At 43.6% G+C, this 21,266-nt stretch carries 13 protein-coding genes; 10 read left to right on the forward strand and 3 right to left on the reverse strand.

The annotated features are described in order from the left end of the window. Window positions 1-311 precede the first annotated feature (311 nt). The 3 genes from QGP82_RS16315 to QGP82_RS16325 form a co-directional block, all read right to left on the reverse strand. On the reverse strand, window positions 312-1,205 hold the full coding sequence (locus tag QGP82_RS16315; RefSeq protein WP_499060278.1) for a hypothetical protein: 894 nt from the start codon (window positions 1,203-1,205) through the stop codon (window positions 312-314). A gap of 644 nt (window positions 1,206-1,849) precedes the next feature. Next, a complete protein-coding gene (locus QGP82_RS16320) occupies window positions 1,850-3,604 on the reverse strand; it encodes an ABC transporter ATP-binding protein/permease (protein WP_499060280.1) in 1,755 nt (584 codons plus the stop codon). A gap of 64 nt (window positions 3,605-3,668) precedes the next feature. Then, window positions 3,669-4,061 (reverse strand): YybH family protein, encoded by a 393-nt coding sequence (locus QGP82_RS16325; RefSeq protein ID WP_163664501.1) that lies wholly within the window; start codon window positions 4,059-4,061, stop codon window positions 3,669-3,671. Window positions 4,062-4,656: 595 nt separating this feature from the next. Here QGP82_RS16325 and amt point away from each other — a divergent pair. From amt to QGP82_RS16375, 10 genes are all read left to right on the forward strand, one after another. Continuing rightward, window positions 4,657-7,257, forward strand: coding sequence for an ammonium transporter (gene amt / locus QGP82_RS16330; RefSeq protein WP_499060282.1), 2,601 nt, complete (start codon window positions 4,657-4,659; stop codon window positions 7,255-7,257). A 424-nt stretch (window positions 7,258-7,681) separates the two neighbouring features. After that, on the forward strand, window positions 7,682-9,172 hold the full coding sequence (locus QGP82_RS16335; RefSeq protein WP_499060283.1) for a tetratricopeptide repeat protein: 1,491 nt from the start codon (window positions 7,682-7,684) through the stop codon (window positions 9,170-9,172). Between the two features lie 142 nt (window positions 9,173-9,314). Next, complete coding sequence (locus tag QGP82_RS16340; protein WP_499060284.1) at window positions 9,315-9,470, forward strand: hypothetical protein; 156 nt, start codon at window positions 9,315-9,317, stop codon at window positions 9,468-9,470. 200 nt (window positions 9,471-9,670) lie between these two features. After that, complete coding sequence (locus tag QGP82_RS16345; protein ID WP_499060286.1) at window positions 9,671-10,741, forward strand: endonuclease domain-containing protein; 1,071 nt, start codon at window positions 9,671-9,673, stop codon at window positions 10,739-10,741. After that, a complete protein-coding gene (locus QGP82_RS16350) occupies window positions 10,741-11,394 on the forward strand; it encodes a hypothetical protein (protein WP_499060287.1) in 654 nt (217 codons plus the stop codon). Before QGP82_RS16345 ends, QGP82_RS16350 begins: the two co-directional genes overlap by 1 nt. Window positions 11,395-11,403: 9 nt before the next feature. Further along, entirely contained in the window at window positions 11,404-14,679 is a 3,276-nt protein-coding gene (locus QGP82_RS16355; RefSeq protein WP_499060288.1) for a helicase HerA domain-containing protein, read from the forward strand. A gap of 76 nt (window positions 14,680-14,755) precedes the next feature. Continuing rightward, entirely contained in the window at window positions 14,756-16,303 is a 1,548-nt protein-coding gene (locus tag QGP82_RS16360) for an ATP-binding protein (protein WP_499060290.1), read from the forward strand. Window positions 16,304-16,305: 2 nt separating this feature from the next. Further along, the gene (locus tag QGP82_RS16365) at window positions 16,306-17,469 is read left to right on the forward strand and encodes an ARMT1-like domain-containing protein (RefSeq protein WP_499060292.1); all 1,164 of its coding nucleotides are present in this window, start codon (window positions 16,306-16,308) and stop codon (window positions 17,467-17,469) included. Between the two features lie 544 nt (window positions 17,470-18,013). After that, window positions 18,014-18,730 carry a hypothetical protein gene (locus tag QGP82_RS16370; RefSeq protein WP_499060294.1) on the forward strand — a complete coding sequence of 239 codons (717 nt, stop codon included), beginning with the start codon at window positions 18,014-18,016 and terminating at the stop codon, window positions 18,728-18,730. Window positions 18,731-19,293: 563 nt separating this feature from the next. After that, window positions 19,294-21,060: a PAS domain S-box protein gene (locus tag QGP82_RS16375; RefSeq protein WP_499060296.1), complete on the forward strand. Its 1,767-nt coding sequence runs from the start codon at window positions 19,294-19,296 to the stop codon at window positions 21,058-21,060. Window positions 21,061-21,266: the final 206 nt, after the last annotated feature.

Here is a 21,266-nt window from a genome sequence, read left to right on the forward strand (position 1 = left end):
GGTACATTTCCCTGAGTAGGTGCAAGGGTTTTGAGCAGTTTAACCAATTTTTCGTGCACTTAAGCAAATCTCAATAGATTGAAACCCTTGCTGAGTATGAAGGCTAGACTTCAACAGCAAACCCTATTTAGTTCGGCAGCTGACATTTTTAGCAAGTGTGGCCATTTTGGCAGTTTTGACCAATATCAAGCTTAGTTAAGTTACCTCAAAACACATTTTCCCCCTCAACGACCTTAAAGTAAAGGAGCGTTAAAGGGGGAAAAGACAAAGAGAAGAGATGTTTAAATAATGTGAGACAATCTCTTAATCAATTAAGATCTCCTTACACTAGCCATGGAGCTTTTTTTTAATGAGAAGCCAGTTAAGCCTAAGAGTGGTGCAATTAAAGCTAATACACCAGTGGGTTCTGGCACCGACTGTTTACAGTCTTGCTGGCTGGCAGCCGTTGCCACACAGGCAGAACTGGTTTTAACTTCCACCAGTTGTAGGTAGGTATCTGTGTCAAAGCTACGGCTATAGGATCCTTCCACAAAGGCATCGACAAACTCACTTTGTCCGCCAAAGGATGTGTCAAAGAACGTGTCAAATGTCAGCGCACCGCTCGTCTGTGGTTCAGTGAAATTATCGTCTGAGCCAAGTGTGGATAAACGTCCACTGAGTGTAAAGGTATCCAACAGAGATAAAGAATTGGATTGAGTACCTCCATAGAGGGAGAATGAGACTTCACCAGTTGCCTGGGCAGCTTCAACATCAGGACGATCAATCTCTGTTTCGAGCAGCAGCGAGGCAATAAAGTCAAAGCTAAAACTGTTGCCAGAGGCGACAAAGAAGTCACCAATGACTTCAGAAAAGCTTTCACCAATGCCAAAATAGTTGTTGCCGTCGTCACCTATCGCCTCGCTAAATGCGACATTACAGGCACCAGGATTTCCTAAGCCGAACAAACATGAATCTGCACCAGCCGCATCATTAAAAGCTGCAGCATCTGCTATAGCATCTACCATAACTTCACCATCTTCGGCGATGGCAATAGTATCCGTATTTGTATCTGTTGCACTACCAAAGAAATCTTGATTAAAGGTTACTTCTAGTAAGCTTTCTGAAAACGCAAGACTAGCGGCCTGACCGGGGGATGCGATCGCAACCACCCCCGACGTAACAGAAGCCATCAAAAGCCAAGAGGCTTTACCTAAACATCGATTCATGGAATCTCCTGACATAAATAATTTAAAAAGCATGTATCATGACGCAATTACGTCATTTGAATTGGTATTTGCCACAGGGAATTTCTAAAAACAGACAGCCCGTTCCTGATCTGACTTGGCAGATGTGTTGGGGTATTTGCCAGTTCAATCGCTTAGTAATCTGTTGTTCTCAACGATTACGTCTGTTTTTAGCAATCGAGCCAGGCTAAAGATAACAAGTTGTTCAAATACGTCCAGGCAGTTGTAGACAAATAAGTCTTCTTTGCTTCTGCATTAAATCCAACAGAATTATTTAAATTGAGATGCTCAACAGCTCACTACAATGAGTGACAGATTGGTTATGCACCCCTCTGTCGCGATGCGACTATGCAAACTATGGCACCCTAAGATATCCTACCGACTAAAACAGTGGCAGATATCTAACTTGACACCCGGTAGTCACACTCTAATGGAGACTTAAATTAGGTTGAGACTATAGTGTTTTAGCGTTTAACTGTTGATTAGCACCTAAGTGCTTTCCCGTAAGTATATTTAACTGTATTGCCAGGGTCCCTAGGCAAAGCCAAAATAAAGTCTGTGGTGACTTTAATAAAGATTACTCAGTAAAGTTGCCCTAACCCACCTGTCCATAGATGTTTGCTGACTTAGACCACGGAATCAAGCAGCGATTGCAGCTGCCATGTATGGTCTTCTGACAGTCGTAATATAGATTGATGGTATGCTTCCAGAGATTTGCGATGGCCAACACTAAGGTAAGCGGTTTTGGTGGCCGCTAAATGACCATAAAGTTGTTGTTCATTGTCACGATCAAGGGCACTGGTGGCTTCATCGAGAATTGTATATTTTGGCTGATGCAGCAGCACTCGGGCAAAACTCAGTCGCTGTTGTTCTCCCAGGGATAACACATCGCTCCATTCTTCTTCAGCATCAAAGCCACCAAAGCGTTCATCTAAGTCAGGCAAGTTAACTTGCTGAAGTGCTGTTTTGAGCTGGGCATCATTTAACTCAATATCGGGATAGGGATAGAGCAACTGCTGCCGGAGGCTACCTAAAATCATGTAGGGCTTTTGCGGTAGAAATAGCAAGTACTCCAGTTCGGGGCGCTCGATGGTGCCGTTGCCAGAGTTCCATAGACCTGCGATCGCACGCATCAGCGAACTCTTGCCACAACCACTGGGGCCAACCACCAGTAGCGAACTTTGGGTATCTAATGCCAACGAGAGATCTTCAATTAGCGTGCGCTGATAGTTAGGCGTCTGCAATGTCAAATTCTGTAGCGTCAACTCTAAACCAATCTCACGATTGATAACGGGGTGGGCAACAACTATTGCCGACTCTGCCTGCTCTATTTCCTCTTGAGTATTCTCCTCTAGTGAACTCTCTGGCTCCTCAATGTGGCCAAGGGATGTGGCAAAGTCATAGAGACGATCAATCCCCGCCCCAAACGCAGTCAAGGATTGAAAGCGGGCAACAATCAGGTTAAGAGAGAAGAAAACGCGAATAAATGCCCCCTGGGCTTCGCTGACCTTACCCACTTCGATTTCACCGTTGAATATGCCAGGGGCAACCACCAGAGCCGGTAAGATAAACGGAATAAATTCATAGGCATTGGTCACACCATTCAGTCCTAACTCCCAGCCTAGCAGACGCTTGTAATTATCAAACGCCGCCATAAATCGGTTATTAACCTGGGTCGATTCTTGAGTCTCACCTTGGTAAAATGCGATCGCTTCAGCATTCTCGCGCACCCGCACCAGGCTAAACCGAAAATTAGCTTCCCGCTTTAACTGTTCAAAATTTAGACGAACCAGGGGCTGGCCAAACACACCCACTGTGACCAGGGTGCCGACAATGGCATAGCCCACCAAAAAGAGTACCAGCTCTTTAGAAATTCCCAACAAGACGCCACTAAAGGCAATAATTTCCAATACCGAGTCAGACAGCACCAGCAGTAAGGTCAGGGACTCTTGGGTAAAGTTCTTAACATCCTCAGCAATCCGCTGGTCAGGGTTATCAATATCAGGATCAAACTGATTAATGCGGTAGAACGCTCTATCAGCAAAGTAACGCTCTACAAAGTCGCCAGTCAGCCAGCGTCGCCAGGCCAGACCCAGACGGTCACGCAGGTAGGTGTAGCCTGCCAGCAGCGGCGCATAAACGACTAGAACACTGATAAAAATGACAACGGTTTGCCAAAATCGGGATTCATTTTTGGCAGACAACGCAGAGATCAGCTCACCCCGCTGATTATTGAGGACAACGCTAAGACCGGTATAGGCCAGGAGAAGTACAACAATGATGAGCAGCAGTCCTCGGGCTTTCCACTTTTCATTGCTGAACCAGTAGGTTTTGGCAATGGTCCAGAAACGTTGAAAGATTTGGAGGTTAAAGCGTTGCATAGAGGAGAATTCATAGCCAGATCCGGTCTTGTTAGTGTAAAGGGTTTAGCGGAGCAGTGGCTATTTACTGGGGCTTTTCATTCCAGATCTGACGATGGATTTTCCAATCTCCCTGCTCTTTTTGCATGAGCCATAGGCCCCGAAACTTAATTTGCACCGATGGGCTGCCATCGTGGGGGTGTACGGTCACCATGGCGATGCCAGTGACGTAGCCAAAGTCTCCCATAACCTGGATTTCTTCGGCGGTGAGTGTGGGAGCTAGATCTTTATCGGCAACCTGCTGCGCATATCCTGCTGCAATACTGGCTCTACCGTAATGGTCAGGAACATGGGGTGGCATTTGTATAGCTGCTTTGGTAAACATGGCGGCATAGGCATCGGAATCTTTGGCCCTGGCGTTTTCGGGATAGATGTCCTCGAATATTGTTTTGATTTGGTTGCGATCGCTAACCGACATAATTCCCTCTCTAATGATTCTTGCAGGTGTAGAGATCTCTTCCGCTGTAACTTACTTGCCTAATCCGCTTAAGTTTTACCCTCTGGTATACATCTCAAACGTCAGCAGGTTATAGCCTTGAGAACGTGCCCAACATAGAAAGACCTCGCCCCCCAACATGTAACTATTCGATCTTACGTCCTATCCCTAAGCTTCCGCTCGTCCTGTCATGTTGGGAACACGGGGGGCTGTGGCAACTTCTCAACCGCTAGCCGCAGCAACGGGGGCAGAAATTTTGAGGCGGCGCTGGTTGTATTTTGTGAGCTTGTGGGCCGCAATAGAACAGGTAGTGCCAAAATTTACACTACTGAGTTGACGATACTGAAATTTATGTGCTCAAGTTTCGCTAGGCTATCGGCATTTGAGTACCTAGCGTACAATTTGTATACAGTATATTGATGTAAATCACAGATAGAATGAGATGCAAGTCATATTGCAATCAAACCCAAGATGCATTTGCGTCTGTCTGTCGTTGCATTAACACTGACACTGAATATTCCCAAACGTTGCATCTGCTCAAATCAACCAAAGCTATATTTCTTTATTGACTGATTAAATGCACGGCAAAATAGATATATTGTGGCTGGTGTGCAGCGCTGGTCTGGTTTTTTTAATGCAAGCAGGGTTTCTGTGTCTGGAGGCCGGAGCAACTCGTCGTAAAAATAGCATTAATGTTGTTATTAAAAATATTGCTGATCTCAGTGTCTCAGTCCTCATTTTCTGGACCATTGGGTATGGTCTCATGTTTGGCCAATCCTACGGTGGATGGTTAGGTAACAATAGCTACTGTCCACCCCTAGAACAACTATCTGCCTGGTTTAATGCATTTTTCCTCTTCCAGGCCATGTTTTGTAGCACAGCTGTGACCATTTTATCGGGGGCAGCCGCTGAACGGATTAGTTTTAAAGGTTACATTGCCATCTCCGTAATTATTTCAGGTCTGATCTATCCCCTATTTGGTCACTGGAGTTGGAATGGATTGTTCCAGGGAGAAATGCTGGGATGGTTGGGGCAGCAAGGCTTTATTGATTTTGCGGGTTCCACCGTGGTGCACAGTGTGGGGGGGTGGAGCGCCCTGGCAACTATTTTATTTATTGGCCCCCGCTTGGGCCGGTTTTCTAAAAAGCGATCGCACCAGAGTATCTCAGGTTCCGACTTTCCCCTTTCGTTTCTCGGCACAATGCTGCTCTGGTTTGGCTGGTTTGGCTTCAATGGGGGCAGTGCCCTGGCGTTGAATGATAATGTTCCCAACATTTTGACCCATACCCTATTAGCCGGGGCCGCTGGCATCGTTACCCCCATACTCATAGCCCTCATTCGCCAAAAGACCCTGACCGTTAGTACAACCATGAACGGGGCCCTGGCAGGGCTAGTCGCGATTACGGCCAACTGTCACGCTGTATCCACAGCTGAATCTCTCCTGATTGGTGGCGTCGGCAGTTTGTGCATGTTATGGCTCACCAAACTGATGGAGCACTGGCATATTGATGACGCCGTTGGTGCAATTCCCGTCCATCTAGGGGCCGGTATATGGGGCACCTTAGCCGTCGCTATTTTTGCGGATCCGGTCATTCTCAACACAGGTCTGAGCCCACTAGAACAGCTTAAAGTTCAAGTATCTGGCATCCTAGCCTGTGGCCTATGGAGCTTTACAGCAACACTATTGGCTCTGGTACTTTTGGATCGTTGCTTTGCCCTCAGGGTTACTGCTCGGCAAGAGTATGTGGGACTTAATATCACTGAACACCAGGCTAGAAACCCACTACAGGATTTTTATACAACCATCAGTCACCATGCACGCACGGGTAAACGAACGCGACGCATACCAGTCGATACCTTTTATGAAGAAGGGCAACTGTCCCAGTGGTATTTTCAGGTAGTCACAACATTAGAAAAAGCAATTGAAAAAACAGAAGCAATTTTTGAAACAGCGGGTGAAGGAATTTTATCCGTTTCTGTGGATCAGCTCCTGATTCAAACCACAAACCCTTCAGTTGAGCGGATCTTTGGCAACTCTAAGTCAGAGATGATTGGACACAATTTTTCACACTTTGTCTATTTGGAAAACTGTGCCTGGGACAATAAAGTAGTCTGTCTCAAACGGTTACTGCAGCTAACCAGCGAAAGTCAACAACCCCATGAAATTTTAGGGAGACATATTGAAGGGCATTTATTTCCCCTGGAAATAACCGTTACCCAGACACAGGTTTTTGACGATCTTTTTTATACCATCATGATTCGTGACATCACAGCGCGCAAGGTGGCCGAGGCTGAACTACGCTGTTCTGAACAACGCGAACGAAATAAGACTATCGAGCTGACTAACACCCTGAATAAACTGAAACAAACCCAGGTCCAGTTAGTGCACAGCGAGAAAATGGCAGGCTTGGGGCAGTTGGTAGCGGGCATGGCCCACGAGATTAATAATCCGGCAACCTTCATACAGGGTAATCTATCCCATGCCGCTGACTATGCTCAGAATTTGATCCAGTTAATATCCCTTTATCGCCAGGGATACCAAGCCTTACCACCCCAGACCCAGACTCAACTACAGGCTCAATCTGTTATTGACGATCAAGAACTTGATTTTTTGCTAGATGATTTTCCAAAGCTAATTAATTCTATGCAGGTTGGTGCAGAACGTATTGGTGACATTATAAAATCACTGCAAACCTTTGCACATCAAGACAAAGCGGATTTCAAAGCGGTCGATCTCCATGCGGGGTTAGAAAATGCATTACTGCTTTTAACCCATCGTCTAGACTCAGCCCATACGCCCGTTGTTATCGAACGCCACTATGGACAACTACCTAAAGTGCCATGCTATGCCAGAAATTTAAACCAGGCGTTTCTCAATGTTTTGACCAATGCGGTGGATGCCGTAACGATGCCTGCCTGTACTCAACCTAAAATTGAGATCGCAACCCACGCTACCGATCAACTTGTCACTATTACTATAAAGAACAACGGACCAGGCATTCCTCCAGAAATTAAATCCAATATCTTTAACCCATTTTTTACCACCAAACCCGTCGGTGAAGGGACTGGCTTAGGCCTGGCGACAACCCATCAAATCATCGTCAACCAGCATCATGGAAAGATCTATACTACAACAGGAAAGGAAACTACCTTTGTCATCGAAATTCCGTTGCCTTAGAGAAATTTGGTTACATGTAGGTGGTAAGCTTAGCTTCGCAGAGAATCGTTTACAACGAGAGAGTGCAGCCTTTGATAAATTTAGTAATCTCGTAGGATGGCGTGTGGGAGTTATGGGACCAATGACGGATGTAGATTTTAATTCTTCCAAATTTGATTTTGGACAGGATGACTAGCTCTGAAGATACAAAGGTGGGGAGGTTAGATCTCCTATGCCCGTTGCCAACCGTTATATCTGCCCAACTTTTCCAAATCGGTTAGGGTGGGCAAGCATCAATATCGGTAGGGGTTATAACAGATATCCATAGGTGTTTGCCCACCCTACGGTTGTTTTTCTCCATAGAGTTAATAAAATAAGACCAATGGGGGCAAACTCCTGATAGGGTCCATAGGATGGTGTCAAAACAACTGGCATAAAAACAACAATGAGCTATCAGCAGGCAGTGGATTGTGTTGAGCGGGGCGAACTACGTACAGCATTAGCCCTATTGGATCAGGTGATTTTAGCCAACTCGCAACAGACAGAGGCGTACCGACTACGGGGACGGACACGGCTTCAGGTGGGAGATAGTGCGGGAGCGATCGCAGATTACACCAAAGTCATCCAACGAGAACCAACGGCGCAGGCGTACCTGGGACGAGCCCTCGCCTATGTCACCACCGCCACACCGTCATCAGCCATTATCGATGCCCAGCAAGCATTAAAGCTAGATCCTCAGCTAGCAGCAGCGCAACAATTATTAGGCAAAATGTATCGTCAGGTGGGTCAGCCCCAAGCAGCAATCAACGCCTATAAGGCAGCCACTAAGTTATATCTGGCACAAAAGGATAAGGCGAACGCAACCGCTTGCTTGGAGCAGGCGAATCAGCTACAGACAGAGTTAAATCAGCCAGTCACGCCGACCGCTAAGGTATCCCAGACTCCAGGAAAGACCTCTGGAACACCAGCAGCCCCCATGGTGTCACCAACAGAATTTTTGCAGCGGGCAAGGGAAAAAGTGACCCAAGGTCTATTCAGACAAGCATTGGCAGATCTAAATTGGTTGTTGGAAATTGATCCGAATCATATAGAGGCCCTGTGCGATCGTGCCTATCTCCAGGCCCAGCTCCATCGTTACGAAGCAGCAACACGAGATATGGCCAGGGTGCAGCAGCTAGCTCCCGAAGATCCGATGATTCAGGTGCGACGGGCCAAAATTCGGCTGGCATTGGGAGATGCCTACGGGGCAATGACAACAATAACAGAGTTGATCAAAACAGAGGCGACAGCAGAGCGGCTGACGATACGGGGGCAAGCCTATCAACAGCTGGGAGATATGGACAATGCATTTAAGGATTATTCGAATGCGATCGCAATAAAGGCATCAGCTGAACTATATGATGCGCGAGCATCGGTGCAGTCTGGGAAGGAGGCGTTGGCGGATTATCGGCAGGCGGCATCATTATGGCTAGATCAGGGGAATTGGCGAGCGCAGAAGGTAGCCGCAAATCGGGCGGAGGCAATTCGTCAGGAGTTGGATCAAGAAAAGGCGGAGGTCGAGGCGGAGCGGTTAATTCGGGTGCCGATTAAGGCGATGCGGTCGGGGATGCCGGTGATTGAGGTACGGTTTAATGACCGACACTCGTTTGATATGTTGATGCAGCAGGATTTGCCTCGCACCATTATTACCGAGACGATGGCATCGATGTTGGGGATTAAGGGGACTCCAGGAGGATTTTTGCAGATTCCAGGTGAGACGGCGGTTCCGATCAGTAATGGTTGGGTGCGGTCGATTCGGGTGCAGTCGGCAGCCGCGATGAATGTGCATGTTGCGATCGCGCCCAACTTTTCAGCCGGTCTCCTCGGCCAAGATTTCCTGGCCTATTACAATGTCCGCATCCTGGCCAACGAAGTCGAACTCTACCGTCGTCAGTAATAGTTGTCAGGTCGTTTGGGGGGATGGGGCATCGATGCAGCTCCAGGGGCATTTGCAGATGGTTTCGGATTTAGTAGATCATGGATTGAATTTGCAGGCGGCACTGGATGCAATCTGTTGACAGTTTGATCAGGGTAATCGGGTGTTTTTGGAGCAGACGGTGCCACGGCATGTGGCGTTGGGGGTAAGTGATCTTGGCCATGATGTGCAAGTTGTTGCGGACCCAGGGCTATTGGGGAAGGGGCAATTGATTTTGCGGTTAGAAAATGGCGTGTTGGTGGCGAGATCGGAGTCATAGGTGGATGGGACGACAATTGTGTTGTGAGACTGTTGACAGCTGGAAGGTAGAGCATTTAAAGGATTTGGGGTAGGCTATGATCTCTGGCTGAAATAATGAATCCTTACAGTGAAAATACGGCATTAAAATTTTCTGAAACGTTGTATTAAATACTGTATAGACTTCCATAGACTTCATTGTCGATGTAGTATGCAGGTCTAATGTCTCATCAAAAGTCATTAAGTGATACCTTGAAACTGCTCTCTCCAAGCCAGGTTCAAGCCGTTCTATGCAAGAATGCCACAGGTGATATCGCTCACATACTTGCTGCGGTCAATGATATGCATTGGCAACGAGTTGTAACACATATTTGGGATTTACTACCTAAGCAAAGACAGGTCGTTGCTGATGTTGTAGAAACTTTAGCTAAAGTTTCTTTTGAGTTATGGCCTGCTTGGTATCAACAAGATGAGTTATTTATAGAATCTGGGGCATTGGCAACGGATGCTTTGATGAATAAATTTTCATGTTCTGTCGTGCAGGCAACCCATGAAAATTTATCTTTACCTTGGCTCAAGGCTGCGGTACAAGCATGTCAATACCAAAAGGTACCTTTTCTAAAAGACTTTCCCCATAACCTACAGTTAACTCAACTTGCGCTTGCGCTTGAGTTAGATGGGCTTATTCTTGCGATCTCAGATCCTCAACCATCAAGCCATTGTTTACTTGGGTTAGCCAAAGCAGTCACTTGGATAGCTGATCATACAAATTCACGCATCGTCCTACTCCTTCCAGAGAGCTTGGCCACATCTAATGAGCTAGAGTCAATACTCTATGGAGCGATCACCTTATCTACTGTTGAATCGGTATTTCAACAGACTAAACCTCCTCAAGAAGCTAAACACACTATTTTTCCCATTCATGGTAGGCCCCACCCTTTTAGTCCTGGAGAACAAAAGTTAGCGATCCTACTGACCCAAGATACGGAATTAGTATCATTATTTAAATTTAACCAAAGGTTACAAACGGTCCGCCTTAGCGACTATGTGGTCGATTTACTCTGGGCCGAAGGGCGTGTTGTGGTTGAAATTGATGGCTATCGACACCATGGGAATCGATTTGGATTTAATCGCGATCGCAACCGCGACTACGAACTCCTCATAAGCGACTATATTGTGTTGAGGCTACCCCATGATGAAGTTATGTCAGATGCTGAGGTAGCCATCGACAAAATCCGTGACGTCGTTCGATTTCGGCGACAGCAACTTCGATCTTTACGTGAGGTACTTTAATGAGTGAACAACTAACATATAAGCACGAATTACTTCTCTTGAATCTTCTGCTGACAGGCGATACACCAATGGTCTCAAAAGTGAAACCTAAGATGACGAAAAAAAACTGTCAGCCATTAGTTGACAAGGGACTGATCAAATTTGAAAAAAGAGGTGTGGCCAGCCATCTTGTTTTAGAAGATAAAGCCTGGTATTGGATGACAGAACGCTTCCAGTCAGAAGATTTCAAGATAGAGATCAACCCCAGATTTACGACAGCCATCCCTATTTTCCAAGTGCTTCTAATGCGATTAGGGCAATATATGCGTACTAACGATGTTCCATTGGCAGATTTCTTGGCTTCTACAACATCTTCCTCAGATACCTTCGTTAAAAGTCAGATGTCAAACTCTTCCCTTGAAGAGAAAATTCGTGAAGCATACGCTAGTATTACTCAAAATAGTGCCGATTATAGAGCGCGACTTTCCAAAATTCATCAACATTTAGAGGATATATCACCTCAGGCAATTAATGATACCTTGCGTTCTATGCAACAGGCTGGTGGAGTTTCTCTAAGTCCTATGGAAGATCCCCAAGAAATTGGACCTGAAGATGAGCAAGCAGCCATTGACTTAGGGGATGGAGATAAACGCTATTTTGTCTATATTAAGTAATTAATCATTATGATCGATAATGCTCAGGCTCTGAAAGCGTTACAGGCCATTGACTTTAGCTGGACTACCCATGTACGAAATATATGGGATCCACCTGCTTTTCATATTGAAGGTTTACATCAGCAAGAACGCGAAAAAATCCTTGCTGTGGCAACGCAACTTTCTAAATCAAAAGATCCTAATCCACCACTAGGAGAGATTTTAGTGGGAGCACCTGGTGCAGGAAAAACCCATTTTCTAGGTGTTCTGCGTCAGCAGCTAGCATCTCAGGATATTGGCTTTATCTTAGTGGATATGACCGATGTTCATGATTTTTGGGAAACAACTGTACAAGGCTATATAAGTTCTCTTCGTGAAGAAAGTGAAGATGGAACTCCCCAATTTCAATTGAGGCAAGTTATACAATCTCTACTTGATTTAGCTGGCCATGGCAATGTTTCAGCTGAAGAAATGGCAAAGTTAACAGCCGTTCCCCTACATAAGGGAATTCTGTTAATCCTTAAAGCGATTAATCAACGTAATCATCAAGCAGCTAATCGATATCAGGATATTGTCAGAGCCCTAGTACTGCTTAATTCTGATGATTTTATTTTTTCTGACATCGGATATTCTTGGTTATGTGGCTTAGAAATTGAAGATTCTGCAAAGAGGGAATTTCGCTTTAAAACAACATCTTGTACAAAACTAAGCGACACTGTAGAAGGACTTTCCTGGATTTTAGGGTTACATTCTGCTTGGGTTCTGGCCTTTGATCAGATTGATTCTATTGTTTCCCAGCATCACTATGCTAAATCTTTATTAACGAATGATGAACTATCAGAAGAGCAGCTCACTTCCAAATTAATTATCGAGGGAATTGGTGGTGGCTTAATGGCACTACGAGACAAAACATCACGTACATTAACGATAGTTTCTTGCCTAGGTCCAACTTGGACAATATTACAAGAGGATGTAGTTAAATCATTTAGCGATCGGTTTCATAAATCCACTGTTTTGGCAGAAATTACTCAACAAACTGTAGTATCTCAGCTAGTTGAGTCTCGCATCAAAACTGCTTACCCGAAAGCTCTAAGGATACCTTACTCAACCTGGCCATTTCATCCTGATTTCTTTACAGATGCCGCTCGAAAAGGGAAGTTGCCTAGGCAAATTTTACAACGTTGTGAACAACACCGTCAGAGTTGTTCAACTGCTAAAAAAGTTACTGAACTAAACTCATTTGAAGAAAGTAGTCCGATCAATCCACCACCGGATAGATATCGTGCTATTGAACAAGCATTTCAAAAAGCGTTTCAGCAGTTCAATATCAGCCAAGCACTAAATGAGAAAGAAGAAGATACTATTTTAGGCCAGTGGCTACAGACAGTTGGACATTGTCTTCAACAAGAAAATGCTGTTTCTAATGATGTAGACACTGCTTTAGACATTAACTTTCCTGGCGGCAAAAACTATCCCCAGATGCATGCTCGGGTCCGGTTAATCTATAGAACAGAAGGAGATCGCGAAAAACATCTCTGCCTCAGAGCCCTCCAGCGTACCCATCATTCTGCTTATAAGGCTCGACTAAAAGCCGCCATGACTACTGCTGGTATTGATCGTGCCTTAAGCTTTCGAAGATTGGTCATTGTTAGAACCCAAAATAATGATATTCCAGGCGGTGCAGCAACTCAGCAGCTAACACAAAAATTTTCTCAGGCAGGGGGAATATTCATCTATCCAACTAATGCAGAGCTGCAGACTATGGGTGCTTTGCATCAGTTAAAATCGCAAAACCTACCTAACTTTGATAGTTGGCTGAAACATCAACGCCCAGTTTCCCAGCTTTCTTGTCTGCAAGATACTGTAAACTGGCTATTTGGCGATGCAATTCCTACTGCTAATAGTCAAGCTAATTCGAAACCTGCCGATAGCTCTAAAGGTACTTCTTCAGGCAATGCCGAATCTTCTTCCTCCAGGGCTAATTCTAGTGAAACATCAAGCGAGACCCCGACAGATCATTCAAGATCTGACTCGCCTACTTCTGTCTCGTCAGCTTCCGAAAATGAACCTAATGGCTTACCCGTAGGTAAACGAATCATAGGCAAACAAATCGGCAATAGTATTTCAATCCCGCTAGAAGCGTTAACCAAACATACGGTAATTTTGGCAGGCAGTGGAGCCGGTAAAACAGTACTCGTCCGACGACTGGTTGAAGAGGCTGCTCTTCAAGGCATCCCTGCCATTGTGATTGATGGGGCCAATGATTTAGCCAGAATGGGAGATCGATGGCCGAACCGACCGGATGTTTGGAGTGAAGACGATCAATACAAAGCTGAATACTATCACCACAATACTGAGGTGATGATTTGGACACCAGGACGTGAATCCGGTAGACCGCTTTCCCTTGATCCTCTCCCCAACTTTACGGCACTAATTAATGATGCCGATGAATTGAGTCAGGCAATTGATATGGCTCGCGACAGTTTGCAAGCTGTTGTAGCTGCGGGTAAAGGGAATGCAGCCCAGATTAAGCGTGGAGTTTTGCGAAATGCCCTAGAGCATTTTGCTCGTACAGGCGGAGGAGATTTAGAATACTTTGCCGAGTTCTTAAAAGAACTTCCCGAAGAAGCCAATGGTGGTATCACAAATGCCCATAAACGAGCCCAGGAAATGGCTGATCTATTGAATGCCGAAATTGCCAATAATCCACTTCTACGCCAAAGGGGCTCCTCCCTTGATCCAGCTATCTTATTAGGTCTAGAGAATCCATCAAAGACACGTCTATCTATTATTAACTTTATTGGTTTGCCAGGGCTATCTCAACAACAACAGTTTCTCAATCAGTTGGCAATGACGCTATTTACCTGGATCAAAAAGAACCCAGCTCCCTTAGATAAACCGTTGAGGGGACTGCTAGTTATTGATGAAGCCAAAGATTTTCTGCCATCCCAGCAATCTACACCTTGCAAATCTAGCCTCAATCGACTTGCAGCTCAGGCACGCAAATACGGGCTTGGTATTATTTTTGCAACCCAGGCTCCTAAAAGTATTGATCACAATATTATTGCAAACTGTTCTAATCAGTTTTATGGAAGAGCAAATTCCCCTGCTGCTATCAGCGTAGTGCAGGACCAAATACGTCAGCGCGGTGGACATGGGGATGATATTGCAAAACTTAAACGGGGACAATTCTATGTCGCTTCAGAATCTATCAATCCACCCCTTAAAGTCGCAACTTCACTCTGCCTATCCCATCATCCATCAACTCCTCTGGATGAATCAGAAGTACTACAACGTGCCCAATAGCTAATGCTTCAATATGAGCCGACATGTCAGTCTACATTGCTATACTGCACATATCATTTCGTCGTGACTTCCTCGCATGCCCAAATGGTTCAACACGGCTGGCCCTTGCCAGCCTGAAATCCATTACATGTTACCGCCCACCGCACGGTTCCCAGGCATCGAGCGCATTATCGATCAACGCGGCTACTTCGTCGTCCATGCCCCCCGCCAAACCGGTAAAACCACCGCCATGTTGGCCCTGGCCCAAGAACTAACCGCCAGCGATCGCTACACCGCCATCATGGTCTCCACCGAAGTCGGCCAACCCTTCAGCCACGATCCAGACAAAGCAGTAACTAATATCCTAGAATCCTGGCGACAGGCTGCCAGAGCCTGGTTACCCCCAGACCTACAACCACCTCCATGGCCCCAGGTAGACGGCAACCGCATCGGAGCCGCCCTGGAAGCCTGGTGTCAGGCGTCCCCCAGGCCGTTGGTGGTTTTCATCGACGAAATCGACGCCCTTATGGATGATGCCCTCATCAGTGTGTTGCGTCAGCTACGTGATGGCTATCCCCGCCGCCCTAAAAACTTCCCGCACTCCCTGGCACTAATCGGTCTTAGAGATGTACGTGATTATAAAGTCGCCTCAGGTGGTAGTAACCGTTTACAAACAGCCAGTCCCTTCAATATTAAAGTTAAATCATTAACCCTACGAAACTTCAATCAATCAGAAATCCTTCAGCTCTATCAACAGCACACAGAAGAAACCAGACAACAGTTTACGACAGACGCCATACAGGCTGCATATGAATTAACCCAGGGCCAACCCTGGCTAGTCAATGCCTTAGCCAAAGAAATTGTTGAAGAACTTGTTCCCAATCCTGAGCAAATCATTGACGTTGGCCATATCTACGCAGCCAAAGAAATTTTAATTCAACGACAAGACACCCATCTGGATAGTTTGGCTGAACGCCTGCGAGAAGATCGTGTGAGAGCGATTATCGAACCTATTCTGGCAGGGCAATCGTTACCCGTAGTTCCCAATGAAGATTTACAGTATGTGTTAGATCTCGGCCTATGTAGGCTGGCCAATGGCGGTGGCATCGTCATAGCTAATCCCATCTATCGGGAAGTGTTACCACGGGTCCTGGCCAAAGTACCCCAAGCTTCATTACCGATGATTGCTCCATCCTGGCTAAATGACCAGGGAGAGTTAATACCAAATGCCTTACTCAAAGCATTTCTCTCATTTTGGCGACAACATGGTGAACCATTGCTTAAAAGTGCTCCGTATCATGAGATTGCCCCCCACTTAGTTATGATGGCTTTCTTACATCGAGTTGTGAATGGTGGCGGCACTCTGGAACGGGAATATGCTATCGGCACCGACCGGATGGATCTGTGTTTGCGCTATGGCAAGACCATACTGGGAATCGAACTGAAAGTGTGGCGACAAGGACGAACCGATCCACTAAAAGCAGGGTTAGAACAGTTGGATCGCTATCTGGCTGGATTAGGTCTTAATCAGGGTTGGCTAATTATTTTTGACCAGCGTCAGGGATTACGGCCCATCGCTGAACGAACTACAACTGAGGTAGCAGAAACCGAGAGCAAGCGTCAGGTGACGGTGATCCGAGGATAATCATGAACACATCGATCAATACTCCTGACCCCATCAAACGCATCCGTGGTGAAGGGTTTGTCGATTATACAATTACCCGTCGTCTACCCAAGATTCTGTCTACTATTGAAAAACAACTAGAAGATCATAGGCAATTAGAAGCTGCCCAAAGACTGCTTCAGTCTGTTATGGGAGGCAGCCCCATTGATACAAAAATCTTCTCTTGCCCCACAGCTTACTGGGAAAACTATCTTGATCACCTAAGCAGGTTAACCTGGAACGATCTATCGTTTTTTGATTTAGAATTTCTCTTCTATCACGGATTAAACTCCATCGCGGGCTATTTTGATAATGGTGTAGATGTCTTTTGGCCCACTCGTCAAAGGGCACTAGCCGAAGCAATTCCAGCTCTTGACTCCGGTTTAGAAAAGATTTTACAGCTATCTGACACAGATTTACTAAAGGCAACCATTCGTTGTTCATTGTTTGCTAATGAAGCAGACTACAGTCAGCTCATCACCTCACGAAGTGATTCTAATTTATGGAATGATCGTGTGTTACTTGACGAAAGCGACGAGTTTATCTCTTGTTTAGAGCAGCATCCTGTTAAAGGAGACATTCATATAATCGCTGATAATGCTGGGCATGAGCTCTGTTGGGATCTGGTCATGGTCGATGCATTACTCAGATCATTCAACAATATTCGGGTGATCATTCATGTGAAACCATGGCCCATGTTTGTTTCCGATGCGCTCTCCATTGATGTAGAGGAAACCCTTAATCGTTTTGTTGATGAGAATCTTTCTGAAGGCATTTGCCTAATGGGACAGCGGCTTAGGTCCGCTATGGACTGTGATCGACTGCTCATCCAGGCTGAAGCAGATTGGGGTGAACCCAGACACTTCAGTGCTTTAAATGACGACCTTAGCAACACCCTGAGTAACTCAACTATTGTTATTTCAAAAGGTGATCTCAACTATCGTCGATTTGTACAAGACCGACAATGGCCAATGGATACCCCCGTTGAAATCGCCACTGACGGAGTTCCCTTCAAAGCTCTGACGTTGAGAGTACTCAAATCTGATGCGCTAGTCGGTATTGATTCATTAATTGCCGAAACAGCCGCCGCAAAATTTGATAATTGGCGCACTCGCGGTCATTTTGCTGTGATCCAATCCCTGGGCTAATGCTGCTTTGCTCATGCTACAAGGCCAAAACTGAACTCTAAGTATTTCTACTCAGTGCAAATTTGAAATGCACTCATGCTTAAGGGGGAGGTTTTTCAGGGACGACTAATTAGCAATTTCTCAAGAAAGATGTTTATGTTGAACTACTGGATCCAAATGGAGCAGTCAGCGATATTGTTATAGAATTCTAATAAATTCTTTCAATACTAGGTTGACATATATGCTAATACTACAAGTATTGAGTTTTGATGTCAGGCTGCGTAAAACATTATATTTCTTATTACGATCACACGCTCTACGCATATCAGTTAATGAATAAAGAATTATTACTAGGTTTCCTGTAGATGCATATCAGTGAGAAGTTACACCATAACAGTGAATATGGATTTACATTGAAATGATAAACGGATTAGAAAAATAATATTTTTAAGAGCAACTATACGCATAACAGTCAAAAACTTATTAACATATCTCTCAATTAACTATTTCAACTGTTGAGATGTACTGCTAATCAATAATGAACACAAGCTTTTCACTTCAAAGAATGTCCACTTCAAAGAATGCCAAAGAAATGTACAGACATTTTCTTGCATATGCTGTTCTAATATTCTCTACTATTGCTATCAGCGCATTAGCAATATTTACAATTAGAAACAATCCTGATGATTCCAAAGACATCTTTAATATTGTTTTACCAGTTTTTGCATCATGGGTTGGCACTATATTAGCATTCTATTTTGACCGAGAAAATTTTGAGTCAGCGAACAAACAAGTACGAGAGTTAGTTAAAAAATTAGCTCCAGAAGAACGAGCTAATGTAAAAGTCACATCTATTATGCGACTTTTACGTGATATAACACTTTTTCAAATAGAACAAGGTCAAGCTGATGAAGATATAAGACTTTCAGAACTGTGCGAAAAATTTAATAGTGGCTGTAGCCGATTACCTATAACTGATTTTCAGAACAAGCCACTTTATATGATTCATGAGAGCATGATTTTTCAATATCTTGCAGCTGGAAATACTGGAGAAGCTAATCTAAACGAGTTTATTAGTTGGCACAACCGTAAAGGTGTAAGATTTGAAGCTGGGTCAGGTTTTGTTACTGTTTCTAGAACTTCAACGATTGCTATTGCAAAGTTAAAAATGGAAAGTGTTTCATCCTGTCAAGATATTTTTATTACAAATGAGGGCAATATGGACGAGCCTTTAGTAGGTTGGATTTCAAATTTACGATTAGCTAAATTTTTAGATGGGTAGAATGAAAAAGGCCTAAACATACTAAGTAATTCTGAAATATTTTCGGCTTAAAGATAATTTGTAGACTTAAAACGACTTTATTCTTGAAGGGCATTAGTTCACTTGTTATTTTTAGTTCTCATTTTTAGCCTTACTGGAGCCACCTATTTTATGTGTTTCCAAAATACTTTCCATTGAATTGTGATTTCGTTATTTACATACTACGCTATTAGTCATTCATTATGATTTTTCAAAAGATAGTTCATTTCTGATAAAAAAGAAAAATACAAACTTATAAACATTTACCTAAAGAGACCTTAAGTATCTTAAGTGACGGACTACAAAGTGCTGAGTCATTAGTTCTGGCAACTTGTACTTATGTTGCTTAATCTGTACATGCAATATCTCTTATAGATACGTTAGTTTGATCGCAGTTACTGCACATCATGAACCTCAAAATCTGGAAATTGCGGAAACTTAGTTCCTATCAAATAAATTGATGGTAAATATTTAAAAAAAAGATTGATTTTTGAAAACTATGCATTATGCTTATAGCAGAAGAATAATTGTTTGACTTTGCAGACATGAGTGACAAGTCTCCTCTAGATAGCAAAAGTTCAGTTTCGCCATCGTTGCAATGGGATGAGTCCGGAAATATCCTTGATGCGAATAATGAACTGCTTGATAAGTATGGATTGAGTCTGCGTGAATTTAAGGCAAGATTTGAAAATGTAAAGTTTTTTTTCGTTTGTCCAGCATGGGCTTGGATTAGGGAGCATTTAGATGTGAACGAAGCGGGCATCCCCGTATGTTCAGACTTAACATGTCCAGACTTTATCTTCTATGCAAGAGGTAGAGAAGTTAATTCTCTTATATCGTTAGGGTTTGCATCACTCAAGAAATACAGGGAAGGATATTTTCACGCTGTCTTCAGTGAAGACACTCAATCGTTATCTAGGGGAATGATTGAGAACTCACCTATTGGCATATTCGCAAGTACATTGGAGGGGGATTTTCTTGAAGTTAATCCTAAGCTTGCTGAAATATATGGTTATACGTCTGAGGAAGATTTCAAAAAGTTGGACATATCTAAGGATATTTACGACGAATCAAGTGATCGAGACATGTTGATTCAAAGACTAAAGTATAGAGAAAATGAAAATGGTTGCAAAAATACTTATAAATGTGTCTTCGTAGCAAAGCATAAAGATGGCAAAAGTTTGCTAATTTCAAAAACTGTTTGCCCTGTTTATGGGTGCGGTGATTTAGTGTTTTTCTATGGCTATGTAGAAGATATTACAGAAGATGTAGGAGAGAAAAAGTCTCACATTCCAACATGTGTTTTTGGAAAGAATGGAAGGGTTATATACGCAAATAAGGCAATGTCTGATTTTATCGGATATTCGCAAGAAGAGTTGCTATTTAAAGAAGATATAGACCTTTATGCTAGGAGAAGAGAACGCCAGAAATTTTTTGCAGAGCTAAAAAAAGATGGAAGGACTTACAATAGAACTGTTTCTCTTCGTAGGAAAGATGGGAAAGAAGAGGAAGTACTGGTAAATGCTAGTCGATTTTCTGATGAGAATGGAGAAACAATATATGTGAAGTGTCAAGCTAGTGAGCCTCAATATATAAGAGTTCCTGGATTACTTTCATTGCTTGAAGAAATAAATAGCCTTTTAGCTTTTCATAACAAACCACTGCTTTCAGAAAACTTTCAAGCAAAGTTAAAAAGAATTACATATGATATTCAGCATAAAGGTAATACTATTATTGACTTAAAACGAAAAGAAACTAGCGAGATTGCTGATAATGTAAAACGAGCAATTCAAAAGTATGAGCTTATTCGGAAACATGAGGATAGACAGCATAAAGATTCCAGTTTAAGGGATATTCTAGAAGAGTTTTTAGGAAAGAGAAATATGGATCTTGGAGAAATTATAGAGAATGAAATCTTAGTTTATATAAGTAATATTTTTAATCACCAAGTCTCCTTGAAGAATTCATTAAATATTAGTCAAGTTGCTCTTATGCTTGATCTGGAAAATGAGAGTGATATTTTTACTAAAGTTGCTGAAAGAGAACTTTTCGGTGTTCATTTTAGAGGAGAACTCAGGTTTCCTATTTTTCAATTCAATTTTTCGAAAAATAATTCTGTGAGATTGCTAGAGAAACTGGATCAAGTTTTGGAAGCTCTTAATGATGATATGTCTGAATATAGCAAACTTGATTGGCTTACTAGTGAGAACATTTATTTAGACAACAAGATTCCATATAGACTACTGAAAACAGGCAGTTCTGAAGAGAAAACTAAGGTCGTTAGCGCAGCTCAGTTTAGTAAGCGTTTTTAGAGAGTAAGGGCTAATTTTTAATTAGAAAGATCCGCTAAAGTCTGCTGCCATCTATAGCATTTCTCTGTCTAGTGAGATGCATATAAAATCTGGGAAGATTACCAGTTATTGATTCTGGCCCATCGTATTTAAATAGAAACTGTAATAGATTTAGGCTCTATATGGGTTTCTGGGAGGTCTGAATCAAGGAACGATTGAAACCCTTG

It is taken from the genome of Leptothoe sp. LEGE 181152 (genome assembly GCF_032906605.1).
GTDB classification, from domain to species: domain Bacteria; phylum Cyanobacteriota; class Cyanobacteriia; order Phormidesmidales; family Phormidesmidaceae; genus Leptothoe; species Leptothoe turfae.